The 12,169-nt window shown below is 67.4% G+C and carries 11 protein-coding genes; 6 read left to right on the forward strand and 5 right to left on the reverse strand.

Annotated features, from left to right (window positions below):
• Positions 1-13 precede the first annotated feature (13 nt).
• The gene (locus tag F0U60_RS02230; RefSeq protein ID WP_395813425.1) at positions 14-943 is read right to left on the reverse strand and encodes an alpha/beta fold hydrolase; all 930 of its coding nucleotides are present in this window, start codon (positions 941-943) and stop codon (positions 14-16) included.
• Between the two features lie 203 nt (positions 944-1,146).
• Between F0U60_RS02230 and F0U60_RS02235 the strand changes: the two genes are divergently transcribed.
• Positions 1,147-1,566: an FAD-dependent oxidoreductase gene (locus tag F0U60_RS02235; protein WP_395813427.1), complete on the forward strand. Its 420-nt coding sequence runs from the start codon at positions 1,147-1,149 to the stop codon at positions 1,564-1,566.
• A gap of 1 nt (position 1,567) precedes the next feature.
• On the opposite strand, the gene F0U60_RS02240 is transcribed toward F0U60_RS02235, so the two are convergent.
• Together F0U60_RS02240 and F0U60_RS02245 are read right to left on the reverse strand one after the other, a co-directional pair.
• The gene (locus F0U60_RS02240) at positions 1,568-2,143 is read right to left on the reverse strand and encodes a class I SAM-dependent methyltransferase (protein ID WP_395813429.1); all 576 of its coding nucleotides are present in this window, start codon (positions 2,141-2,143) and stop codon (positions 1,568-1,570) included.
• A 36-nt stretch (positions 2,144-2,179) separates the two neighbouring features.
• A complete protein-coding gene (locus tag F0U60_RS02245) occupies positions 2,180-2,986 on the reverse strand; it encodes a prolipoprotein diacylglyceryl transferase (protein ID WP_395813431.1) in 807 nt (268 codons plus the stop codon).
• A gap of 506 nt (positions 2,987-3,492) precedes the next feature.
• On the opposite strand from F0U60_RS02245, the gene F0U60_RS02250 reads away from it, so the two are divergent.
• Together F0U60_RS02250 and F0U60_RS02255 are read left to right on the forward strand one after the other, a co-directional pair.
• A complete protein-coding gene (locus F0U60_RS02250) occupies positions 3,493-4,914 on the forward strand; it encodes a S8 family peptidase (RefSeq protein ID WP_395813433.1) in 1,422 nt (473 codons plus the stop codon).
• A gap of 55 nt (positions 4,915-4,969) precedes the next feature.
• A complete protein-coding gene (locus F0U60_RS02255; protein ID WP_395813435.1) occupies positions 4,970-5,368 on the forward strand; it encodes a hypothetical protein in 399 nt (132 codons plus the stop codon).
• A gap of 426 nt (positions 5,369-5,794) precedes the next feature.
• Here F0U60_RS02255 and F0U60_RS02260 read toward each other — a convergent pair whose 3' ends face one another.
• On the reverse strand, positions 5,795-6,541 hold the full coding sequence (locus tag F0U60_RS02260) for an SDR family oxidoreductase (protein ID WP_395813437.1): 747 nt from the start codon (positions 6,539-6,541) through the stop codon (positions 5,795-5,797).
• Positions 6,542-6,649: 108 nt separating this feature from the next.
• On the opposite strand from F0U60_RS02260, the gene F0U60_RS02265 reads away from it, so the two are divergent.
• From F0U60_RS02265 to F0U60_RS02275, 3 genes are read left to right on the forward strand one after another with little or no spacing between them, the layout of a single operon-like run.
• Positions 6,650-7,333 (forward strand): TetR/AcrR family transcriptional regulator, encoded by a 684-nt coding sequence (locus tag F0U60_RS02265; protein WP_395813439.1) that lies wholly within the window; start codon positions 6,650-6,652, stop codon positions 7,331-7,333.
• On the forward strand, positions 7,330-8,325 hold the full coding sequence (locus F0U60_RS02270; protein WP_395813441.1) for a 3-oxoacyl-ACP synthase III family protein: 996 nt from the start codon (positions 7,330-7,332) through the stop codon (positions 8,323-8,325). Before F0U60_RS02265 ends, F0U60_RS02270 begins: the two co-directional genes overlap by 4 nt.
• Before the next feature lie 52 nt (positions 8,326-8,377).
• Positions 8,378-9,925, forward strand: a complete 1,548-nt coding sequence (locus tag F0U60_RS02275; RefSeq protein WP_395813443.1) for a class I adenylate-forming enzyme family protein — start codon at positions 8,378-8,380, stop codon at positions 9,923-9,925.
• Between the two features lie 242 nt (positions 9,926-10,167).
• On the opposite strand, the gene F0U60_RS02280 is transcribed toward F0U60_RS02275, so the two are convergent.
• Positions 10,168-12,111, reverse strand: a complete 1,944-nt coding sequence (locus F0U60_RS02280) for an esterase/lipase family protein (protein WP_395813445.1) — start codon at positions 12,109-12,111, stop codon at positions 10,168-10,170.
• Positions 12,112-12,169: the final 58 nt, after the last annotated feature.

Here is a 12,169-nt window from a genome sequence, read left to right on the forward strand (position 1 = left end):
CCTCCGAGTGTCATCACTCGCCCTGGTGCGGTCCGCGCAGGAACACCTTCACATCGTGGACGAAGCGGCGGGGCTGCTCGACGTGGGGGGCGTGACCGGTCTCGCTGTAGAGCGCGAAGGAGCCCTGGGGCAGCGCATCGGCGAGGGCCTGCTGCTCGGGGACGGAGAAGAAGCCGTCCTTGTCTCCCCCGACGACGAGGGTGGGGACGGAGATGTCACTCAGCCGGGCGGAGTGGTCCTCGGCGATGAGGCCGGCGAGGGAGGCCTGCCAGACGCGAGCGGGGACCTTGAGGCTCTCGGAGACGGCGGTGTCGAGGAAGGAGGGGGGAATGGGGCGGTAGAAGGTGCTGGCCTGGAAGTCGCGGACGAAGGCGGGGTCGATGGGGTCGGAGAGGGTGTCGACGTAGGACATCAGGTCAGCGGCGACGGGGTTGCCGTGGACGGTGGGGGCCGAGCCGATGAGGACGAGGGCCTCGACGCGCTCGGGGTGCTCGAGGGCGACCTGCTGGGCGATGAAGCTGCCCATGGAGTGACCGACGAGGACCGCGCGCTGGATGCCCTGGGCATCGAGGAAGGCGGTGACGTCGGAGGCGAAGTCGGACTGCGAGTAGCAGCACTCGGGCCGGGACGAGTCCCCATGTCCACGCTGGTCGAGCGCGTAGACGTGGAAGCGACGAGGCAGGAGGGGCAGGACGCGGTCGAAGGAGAGGTACGAGTCGGTGTAGCCGTGGAGGAGGACGAGCACGGGCCCGTTCTGGCGACCCTGCTCGACGTAGTGGAGCTGGACGCCGGTGGAGAGCTGAACGGTGCCGTGGTGGAGGGAGGCAGCGGACTCGGAGACGAGGGCCTCTTCCTGAACCGAGACGGAAGGAGCGGGGTCAACGGGAGATCCACAAGCGGCGAGCGCGGTGGAGGCAAGCAGCAGACAGGTATGAGCCTTCATGCGGAGAGAACTCCTGGAGAAGTGAAGGGGAGGACGCAGGGACGCTAGTGAAGGCCCCTGACACCGTCTGCCCATCCCTCCCTCTCCCTCTGGGAGAGGGTCGGGGTGAGGGTATGTACCGAAGAGGATCCCCGTAACCTTTCGAAACCCCCCGTCGTGGTCCTGGTGAGCCCGAGGAAAAACGGCTCAGAAAAGGACCGGAGATGAAGAAGACGACGGACGTGGCGGTGGTGGGAGGAGGGCTGGGGGGGCTGGCGGTGGCGGCGTTGCTGGCGCGAGCGGGCAGGCGAGTCACGCTGTTCGAGAAGTCGAAGCACCTGGGAGGCCGGGCGCACACGACGGAGGTAGAGGGCTACCAGCTGAACCTGGGGCCGCACGCGCTCTACCTGGGAGGAGCGTCTGTGCGGGTGCTGAGGTCGCTGGGCGTGCCGATGAAGGGGCGGATCGTCCAAGGGCCGGGCCGTTTCGCACTGCCGGCGGTCGTGGTCGGGTGGCACGACATCAGACCGGGGAGGGCCAATAAGGCCGTCATCCGGGCAGACACTGACGCGGAAGGCCGCATCACCGACGTGCACCTGGTGCAGGCGAGCCGCAAGCTCGCGGGCCTGCGTCCAACGGGCTGAGCTACACGGGAACGGCGACGAGCTCCTCGACGAGCTCGCGCAGGCGCTGGGCGCGGTGGGTGATGCGGAAGCCGGAGGCCTCGACGAGGGGAACGGTGTCGCGGTTGAGCTGACACCCCATGGCGAGGCGGCTCCAGACGGGGGTGAGCCGGTCCTGGAGGCGGGCGACGGTGGGGTGGGGGGAGCGGACGTGCTCGAGCAGCCTCAACTGGCCACCAGGGCGGAGGACGCGGCGGATCTCCGCGAGCCCGCGGGCGGGGTCCTCGACGGTGCAGAAGACGAGGCAGGCGACGACGGCGTCGAAGGACCCATTGGGGAAGGGGAGCTGCTGGACATCGGCCCGCATGAGGGTGACGCCCGGGCGGCGGTGGCTCGCGCGGTCGAGCAGCTCGGGGTCGATGTCGATGGCGACGACGGAGGAGACGGAGGGCGGGTAGGACAGCAGCCCGGTTCCAGTGCCGACCTCCAGAACGCGTCCGGAGAGCCCCTCGACGAGCCGGTGCCGGGCGCGATCGAGCCCGAGCCAACCGACGGGAACCATGACGGCGTCATACAGCAGGGCCCTGGCGTTGCTCATGTGACCCCCCATCTACCGCTCCCTACCCGGGAGCGCTCAACGTGCCTGTGCCTGAACGCCACTGCCCGGTCCGACCTGGGCGGAGGGCTTCTTGGCGGGAGCCTGCCACTTCACCAGTCCGTAGATGCCGAAGGCGATGAGCCCGAAGCATCCGTACTGAGCGGGTGTCAGGCCGAAGTACCGCGAGTCGACATAGGAGAGGTCGGTGGCGCGCAGGGAGTCGAAGAAGAAGCGGCCGAAGGCGTAGAGGAGCGAGAGCAAGGGCAGCAGCTTCCCCCTCAACTTGCCCGCGTTGCGCAAGCCCCACAGGAGGCCGGAGATGGCGAAGAGGAAGAGGGCGTCATACATGCCCAGGTCGTGACGAGGCCCGCCGGGGAAGTTGACGGCGAGGAAGAAGTCGGTGCGGACGCCGGGGTGGTCGTGGACGGCGAAGCAGCCGAGCCGGGCGACGGCCCAGCCGGGGGCCACGGACAGGGCGAAGGCGTCGGCGTAGTCACGGAAGCGCAGCTTGCGTACCCGGAAGAAGACGACGGCAGCGAGGATGCCGCCGATCAGCCCGCCGAAGGAGGACAGTCCATCCCACACCTTGAAGATCTGGAACGGGCTCTTGGAGAGCTCCTCGGGGTGGTAGGCGAAGAGGTGGAACAGGTGGCCGACGACGACACCCACACCCACGCCCCACGGCGCGTAGTCCTGGAGGGGCGTCGAATCGAGCCCTTCACGCTCGGCCTGACGGGACAGGAGCCGGGCGGCGAGCAGGATGCCGAGCGCCACGAAGATGCCGAAGGGCTCGATGGTGAGGGGTCCGAGCTTGATGGGGGGGACGTGCAGGTAGGGAATCACGAATCTCTCCGGCGGGGCGGATGGCGCACAGCCATAGTCCGCCTTGGCGCCACGGTGGCGAACAAATCATGGGGAAGACGACTTCCCCAGGGTCATCTGGGGGGCGGGCAGGGGAACGTGCCCTGGGGTCGGACAGGGGGCTCGGACCGGCGAGGCCGTGGGCGCGAGTCGCCGATGTGCCGCTAGGGCCGGAATTTCGGGCCCTCACGGTGATTGACCGCTATTTTCTGACCCGTCACGGTCCGTATTACGCTCCCAACCTGTGAATCGTTTCCGGTTTCGTACGTTGTGACAGTCATCCACTGGAACGCCCAGGGGAGCCCAGGACGTCCAGAGCGGGAATGGGGGCGGTTCATGTCAGGGGGGGCGGCTCTAGTCACACTGTGAGCCGACGGTGTGAACGACGACGGTGTCCCACCCCCTCCGCTTGGGCGCGGCCGGCGCCCATCCGCGGGTCGGCCCGCGCTGTCAGTGAAGTCAGTACTCTGTAAAGGAGCGAACCCATCATGAAGTCCTATCTCCTGGTTCCGAAGGAGTCGATTGAGACCCGCGCCCGTCCGGGCGTGCGGGGCACGGAGCAGGGAGAGCGTGTGCTGCAGCGCACCACCGCCCTTCAGTTCATGATCAGCGGGCGGGCACCGGACATGCTGCGGAGCCTCGGGTTGCGCTCGGCCACTCTGCCTGGTCGCTTGCCTGAGGTGAGCACCCCTCCCACCCCGCCGAAGAAGAAGCCGACGCGAAGCCGGAGCCGCAAGGGTGAGGTCCAGCAGGTGGCCACCGAGGGGCCGGTGATGGAGCCGGCATCGGCGACCGCCTCGGACGTGGGCACCTACCGCCACATGCCGCTCATCGGCGCCACCATGGCGCACTTCACCTCGGAGAAGGCCGAGCGCATCGCCAAGGAGGAACTCGGCCGGGACTTCGAGTTCATCCCGGACACGGTGCAGCTCACCTTTCCGGGCCCGGTGTCCGCGGGCCAGCTCGGTCCTCGCAACCGGGGCCTGTCCTCGCTCGTCAACCGGGAGTGGCCCGAGGAGTGCGGCATCAACGCTGCCCACGCTCAGGGCATCAAGGGCGCCGGCGTGATGCTGGGCATCCTCGACACCGGCGTGGACGCGGACCACCCCGAGCACCAGGACCGCGTCATCCAGTTCCGCTACGTCTCGCTCTTCCCCAACTCGCCGCAGAACCCGGCGCGCGACGTGCGCGGCTTCGACCCGGACGGCCACGGCACCCACGTGGCCGGCATCGCCGCGGGCCAGTTCCACGGCGTCGCTCCGGAGGTGGACCTCTACGTCGCCTCGGTCATCGAGTCCGAAACCATACGCACGAGCCTGGGCCGTGTAGCCGCCGGCATGGAATGGCTGCTACACCAGTTCTCACGTCCCGAGAACTCCACGCGCCCAGCGGTGGTGAACATGTCCCTGGGCTTCCCCGTGCAGCCGCCTCCAGGAGTCAGCGACATGGAGTACCGCCTGAACATCCGCGCGCTGCAGACGCTGGTGCGCCGGCTGGTGGACTCCAACGTGCTGCCCGTGGTGGCGGCCGGTAACGGTGGCGCTGGCACGGCCGGCTACCCAGCAGGCTTCCCAGAGGCCCTGGCTGTAGGGGCGGTCGACTTCGAGAAGCGCGTGGCCAGCTTTTCCGCCAGCGGCGTGGTGAATCAGCGCCCTGTCCCCGACGTGATGGGTTACGGCGTGAACGTCTACTCGAGCACAGAACGAAGGTGTAACAACCAGGCGTTCTATGAACGAATGAGCGGAACGAGCATGGCCGCCCCTTACGTCGCGGGGCTCGCCGCGCTATATCGCTGCCGTTCCCCCGACTTGACGGCACTGGAAGTCAGGGATTTGATTCTGAACAATGTGCTGAAGCTGCCCAAGACTCCCGCGGGACGTGCTGGCAGGGGTCTGGCGGTTTACAAGTGATGGCGGCTACCAGGGCCGGCGGCGGATGAGCGCCGGGCCTGTGGGAGGAGTTGTTATGAGCAGGAAGGCAGCCACATCGCCGCGCCGGACCTCCGGCCGTTTTCCGAAGATGTCCGCCGTCACTCCCCTCCCGGGCTCCCGGGTGGAGGGTGCGGAAGGGTGGATTGAGGCCCTGGTCATGCCCCGGGAGGAGCCCGGAGCTGCCTGGCAGCCGTCCATCCAGCGCGATCGCTCGCTCGTCCACAAGGCCGCGTGTGAACAGAGCAAGCAGTTCCGCGACTCCGTGCTGAGCTTCCTGCAGGCCCATCACCTCATGGGCGCAGTCAGGTGGATGAGCGATCCCGGCTCCACGCCCATGGTGACGCTCTACTGCACGCCCCGGGTGTTGGAGCAGCTCCAGCGCTCGCCGCATTTCGACGCCGGCCGCACTTCTGGCCTCGAGATGTACACCTGAGCCAGCCCCTCAAGTTGGACACCTGAGCGGGGCTCGAGGTTTCCCTCGTCATCGGGAATCCCGTGGTTCCTGCGCTCGACTCCGGGTCCGCCTCCTGGGTGGGGGACCCTTTGCCGGCCATGCCCGACCTTCCGAGCATCCCGTCTATTCCCGACTGGAAATGATTTACTCACTTGACTTCCAGTCGGCAACCCCCTGAACGCCCGTGGCCCTTGCGGATGCGCGAAGAAGTCCCACCTTGGTCCCTTTTTGCTGGGCCCCTGGGACCGCGGGACAAGGCGCTGCTCGACTGCCCCCCGTGCAACCTGGCTGTGCGTTTTCGCCGCCATTCCCCATAAACGAACGAGCCATGCAAAAGGGTCTGACGCCCTTTCGCACGGCCCGTTGGCTGGCAGGCAGCACCCGTGAGGGGGCGTGTCGCCCAGTCTACATGTTGAGGCCGCCGTCCACGTCGATGGTGCGACCGTTGAAGTAATCACACTCGAGGACGAACTTCACCGCGAGCCACAAGTCCTCGGGCAGGCCGATGCGGCCCACGGGGATGTTGGCCACCAGTGCGTCGCGGGCCTTCTGGTTCATGCCCTGGGTCATCGGCGTCTCCACCATGCCCGGGGCCACGGCGCCCACGCGGATGCCGAAGGGGGCGAACTCGCGCGACCAGGTGACGGTGTTGGCGGCGAGCGCGGCCTTGGCGGACACGTAGTTGCTCTGCCCGCGGTTTCCGTGCCGGGCAATGGAGCTCATGTTGACGATGACGCCGGGGCGCTGATCCGTCTGCACCATCTTCGCCACCACCTCGCGCACCATGAAGGTGGCGCCGGTGAGGTTGACGCCGATGACGGCGTTCCAGTCCGCGGTGGACAGCTTCTTCACCTCACCGGTGGCCTTGTCCTTCTTCACCAGCAGCGAGTCGCGAAGAATGCCGGCGTTGTTGATGAGGCCGTTGAGGCCGCCCATGGCCTCGTGGGCCCACTGCACGAAGGAGACACACTCCTCCTCCTTGGACACGTCCAGGCGGCGGCGGTGGATGGCGGCGGGCAGCGAGGCGAACTGCTCCTCGTTCACATCTCCCACGGCGACCTGCGCGCCAGCCTCGTGCAGGCGCGTGGCGAAGTGAGCGCCCATGCCCCGAGCGCCGCCCGTGACGATGACCTTCAAGTCCTTGAGCTGCATGTGTTCCCTTTCGAGGCTGACGCAATGCGTTGCATGTCGTCCGTGCGCCAGCGGAAGAATGACTGTTTTTGACAATACCGCGAGGGGAGTGTTACGCAAGGTTGAAAGATGAATCGGTCTTCAACTTCGCCAGCCGAACGCCTCGTTCCCGTGACGCCGAGAGGGCAGCGCACGCGCCTGAAGGTGCTGCAGGCGGCGGAGCGTGTCTTCGGAGAGAAGGGCTACGAGCGCGCCTCCATCGCGGATATTACCCGGGAGGCGGAAGTGGCGTTGGGGACTTTCTACGTCTACTTCCCGGACAAGCTATCCGTCTTCGTGGAGGTGGTGGACGAACTGGGAGCGCGGCTGCGCCGGCTCATCTCCGAGGCGGTGGCGGGGTGCGAGAGCCGGCTCGAGGTGGAGCGCGAGGGCCTGCGCACCTTCTTCCAGTTCGTAGGGGAGAACCGCAACCTGTATCGGATTGTCCGGCAGGCCGAGTTCGTCGACGAGGCGTGTTACCGGCGCTACTACGACCGCTTCGCGCGGGGCTACGTGTCGGGCCTTGAGCGCGCCATGGACGCGGGCGAGGTGCGGCGCATGGACCCGGAGGCGCTGGCCTACTGCTTGATGGGCCTGAGTGACTTCCTGGGCATGCGCTGGGTGCTGTGGCAGGGCGAGGGCGGCCTGGAGCACGTGCTGGACACCGCGATGGATTTCATTCGCCACGGCATGGATGCGCATCCGGCCGAGGCTGGCAGTGGCAACAAGAAGGGGCCGCGCAAGCCGCGCGCTCCGCGGAGCAAGACGCGATGAGATACGCCAACATCCTGGCCACCGGCCGCTACGTCCCCGAGAAGGTCCTCACCAACGCCGACGTGGAGCGCATCCTCGGCGAGAAGGTGGACGAGTGGCTCCAGCAGAACGTAGGCATCAAGCAGCGCCACCTGATGGCGGATGACCAGGTGACGTCTGACCTGTGCGTGGGTGCCGCGAAGCAGGCCATGGAGCGCGCGGGCGTGAAGCCGAGCGAGCTGGATCTCATCATCATCGCCACGGACACGCCGGACTACCTGAGCCCGGCCACGGCCTCGGTGGTGCAGGCGAAGCTGGGCGCCAGCAACGCGGGCACGTACGACCTCAACTGCGCGTGCGCGGGCTGGGTGACGGCGATGGACGTGGCGAGCAAGACGATCGCCGCGGATGACAGCTACAACCGCATCCTCGTGGTGGGCGCGTACGGGATGTCCCGGTACATCAACTGGAAGGACAAGAAGACGTGCACGCTCTTCGCGGACGGCGCGGGCGCGGTGGTGCTGGGCGCGAGTGACAAGCCCGGCTTCATGGGCGCGAAGCTGCTCGCGGCGGGCGAGTACCACGATGCGCTCGGCGTCTACACGGGCGGCACGTACCGGCCTTCCACCGCGGAGACGGTCGCGCTCACCAACGGCAAGCCCGCGGTGCAGTTCGTGCGCAAGTTCCCCGCCACCTTCAACACCGAGCGCTGGCCCATGCTGCTCAAGCAGCTGCTGGAGCGGGCGAAGCTGACGATGAACGACGTGGACCACTTCGTCTTCACGCAGCTCAACCTGCGCACCATCGAGGCCACCATGAAGGTGCTGGAGCAGCCCATGTCCAAGACGAACTGGACCATGGACAAGTGGGGCTACACCGGCTCGGCCTGCATCCCCATGACGCTGGATGACGCGGTGGTGCAGGGCCGGGTGAAGAAGGGCGACCTGGTGGCCCTGTGCGCCAGCGGCGGCGGCCTGGCGATGGCCTCCGCGCTCTACCGCTGGACGGCCTGAGCGGCCGCGACGTCCGAAGTCCGAGGTTCGCAGTCAACGGGAGGGGACACGCATGTTCATCGGCGACTGGATGGGCCGGGGGGCCACCTACTGGCCCGAGCACACGGCAGTGGTGGATGTGGCCAGGGGGGAGTCCGGCCGCTTCTCCTACCGGGACATGAACGCGCGCGCTGAGGCGCTCGCGGGCTGGCTGCGTGACGTGGCCGGCGTGTCCCGCGGCGACCGCGTGGGCCTGGTGGCCCACAACGGCGTGGAGTACCTGGATGTCTTCTTCGCCTGCGGCAAGCTGGGGGCTGTTTTCGTCCCCTTCAACTGGCGCCTGCACGCGCAGGAGCTGACGGACCTGGTGCGCGACACCGGTCCTCGCGTGCTCTTCTTCAGCGATGACTTCCGCGAGGGCATCGCGGCGGTGCACAAGCAGGTGGGGGACTCGCTGAGGCTCGTCCATCTGGAAGGGCAGGGACTGCCCGGGAGCCGCCCGTATGCCGAGGCACTCGCGCACGTGTCTGGCTCGAAGGTGACGAACGAGCAGGTGAGCGAGGAGGACATCATCTGCCTGCTCTTCACCGGCGGCACCACGGGTAGGTCGAAGGGCGCGCGCATCAGCTACCGCATGGTGGCGTGGAACACGCTCAACACGCTCATCCACGAGGTGCGGCCCGGGGACATCACGGTGACGCACACGCCCATGTTCCACACGGGCGGGCTGCTCGTCTACACGGTGCCCCTTCTCACCTGCGGTGGCACCGTGGTGCTCATGCGCCGCTGGGACGCGGACGAGATGCTGCGGTTGGTGGAGCGCGAGAAGGTGACGCTCTTCTTCGCCGTGCCCACGCAGTACCAGCAGATGTATGACTCGCCGCGCTTCCGCTCGGCGGACCTGTCCAGCGTGCGCTTCGTGACGAGCGGTGGCGCGCCGCTGCCGGTGCCGCTGCTGCAGGCGTGGCAGGCTGTTCACAAGGTGCCCTTCAAGCAGGGCTTCGGCATGACGGAGTTCGGCCCCGGCATCTTCAGCATGGGCCCCGAGTTCGCCGTGTCCAAGGCGGGCTCCATCGGCCGGCCCAACTACTTCGTCGACGCGCGGCTGGTGGATGACCACGGCCGCGACGTGCCCGAGGGCTCCACGGGCGAGCTCATCCTCAAGGCTCCCTCCATGTGCTCGGGCTACTTCGAGAACGCGGAGGCTACCGCCGAGGCCATCGACGCGGACGGCTGGTTCCACACGGGGGACCTGGCGCACCGCGACGCGGACGGCTTCTTCTTCATCAACGGGCGCAAGAAGGACATGTTCATCTCCGGCGGAGAGAACGTGTACCCGCTCGAGCTGGAGACGGCGCTCTACGAGCACCCCGCCGTGCAGGCGTGCGCGGTGGTGGGCGTGCCCGACCCCAAATGGGGTGAGGTGGGGCGTGCCTTCGTGGTGCTCAAGCCGGGAGCACAGGCCACGGCCGAGGCGCTGCTGGAGCACCTGCGAGGCCGGGTGGCTCGCTACAAGGTTCCGAAGAAGGTGGAGTTGGTGGCGTCCCTGCCCGTGTCCGCGGCGGGGAAGATCCTCAAGCGCGAGCTGCGCGAGAGGGCCATTGCTGCCGATAAGAGCTGAGATGAAAAAGGCGGATGCCGGAGCGTGCCGGCATCCGCCTCGTGCTTCACACCGTTCAGGCGCTCATCCTCTTTCCCGCGGCCATATCCCCTCTCCCTTCGGGAGAGGGACGGGGTGAGGGTATCGGGAGCACCCGGGTTGAACCCCCTGTCCACACCGTGGGTCACGGGTTGAAGAACAGGTTCGGTTACCCTCACCCCCCGCCCTCTCCCAGAGGGAGAGGGAGCATGCGCAACCCTGCTCTAGTCGCGCGAGGCGAAGTGGGCCGACATCTTGCTCCACACGGCCGGGGTCGCACCCATCTCCAGGTGGCCGTAGGGCATGCCCTCCTGCTTGGCGTCCGCCGTCCTCTTGGTGGACGTCCAGTGCTGGGTGAGCTGGTTCATCGCCGCGATGCTCGCGTTGAACAGCACGCCGTCACCGTTCACCGAGCAGGTGCTGCAGCTCATACCGTCCGTCTCGTAGCGCGCATCCGTGCTCGCTCCGTACGTGGTGCCATAGAGGACGTAGAGCGAGGGCAGCCGCGAATCCAGGCTGCGTTCGGACAGCCGGGTGATGAACTTGCCACCCATCTCCTTCGCCGCCGCGATGCCCAGGCTCTGGATGATGCGGTACTTCGCGTAGTTGAGCGAGTCGTAACCCTCGCGGTTCTGGTTGGTGTTGTACGCGTGGTAGGCGAAGCAGGGGCTGCCCACCGGATCGAACGCCGTGGTCTTGCACTGCGTGTTGGTGCTGCTCAGGTAGCCCGCCGCGATGAACGGATTCATCGGGTTGTAGACGAGCTTCTGGTCCACCCACGGGAAGTACCGCTCCTCGTCCTGGTCCACGCTCGACCACTCGTAGGCGCTGCGATCCGGGATGGGGTAGAGGCCGCGCAGGTCGTCCGCCGTCTGGAGCTGGCCCAGGTACGCGTTCACGTACTTGCCGCTGTCGTTCACGCTGCCGAACATGCTCATGTTGTACTCGTCGAAGTTGAACGAGCTCGACGAGACGCCCTGGTTCACGTTCAACGCCTGCAGTGTGCCGCCGGTGACGGGCTTGCCCGTGGAGTCCAGGCTGGTGATGTTGGAGACGTAGATGCGGCGGAAGTAGTCCGGCCAGGTGCCGCCGGAGCCCTCGCACACGCTCTCCGCGTAGGGGTTGTTGTACCAGGGCACGTCCGGGCCCCAGTTCACGCACTGGAAGGCGGAGAAGTACGTCCACGGCATGGGGCCGCGGCCCACCGGCGCGTTGTTCGACGTGCTGGCGATGGTGAGCGTGTGGATGGGGTGGCGGAAGTTCAGGTCGATACCCCGATGCGGACCGCTCAGCGCCACGTACACGCGCACCGAGTCGTCATACGCCGGCACCGCCTTGGCCTGCTCCGCCGCCATGCGCTCGAAGAAGCGCGTGGTGCTGAAGCCCGTCCAGGAGGGCGCGTTGGAGAGCCACGCGTCCGCCGCGAGCACGCCCTTGCTCCACGCCACCACGTCCACGCGCGCCACGCCCGGGTGCAGCGCCTTGATGCGCTTCACCGCGTTGGCCACGTGGGTGGCCTGGCTGAAGTTGTCGCCGTGGAAGTTGCCGAAGGTGACGGCGTAGACGCAGCGGTTCTTGGCCTCCAGGTCCTGCACGAAGCCCGTCACCTGCGCGGCGCCACCGTACGCGCTGCCCGTCCCGTCGTTGCCGTTGGGGAAGAGCCACACGTTGCCGTCCTGCATGGCGCCGTGCACCAGCAGCGTGGGCGTCAGGTTCACGTTGCAGGTGCGCGCCGCCGTCTTCCGGCCCTTGTGCAGCAGCACGAAGCGCGCCTCGGGACGCGTGGGTCCCGGCACGGGGCAGGTGCTCCCCGCCGTCGTCGCACAGGTGTTCTTGTAGTAGAGGTTGAAGGTGTTCACGAGCTGCTGGTTGAGCGAGCCGTAGTACGTGCGGACCGGATACTCCGAGGACTGGTAGGTGTCCTGGTCGCGCAGCTTCTCCGTGCGGCGGTTGTAGTACTCGCTGCGGAAGAGCTGCTTGCCCTCGAGCAGTTCGATCTGCCCCCAGGACCAGCTCGGCGGCGTGTACGCCCCCACGACAGTGTACGAGTTCTCCGGCGCTGAGTTCGCGTCGAAGTAGGGCGCCAAATCCGTGGGCAGGGCGGCTCCGGCCAGGGGTGCGGCCAGGAGCGCCGCCGCCGAGAGCGACAGCTTCAACGACGTCTTCATACGACCTCCATCATGTCGGGTTGTTTTTGCGTCGGGGGGTGAGGGCGAAGGCGGGGGA

Origin of the sequence: Archangium minus (assembly GCF_044360475.1) — a bacterium.
Lineage (GTDB): Bacteria > Myxococcota > Myxococcia > Myxococcales > Myxococcaceae > Archangium > Archangium minus.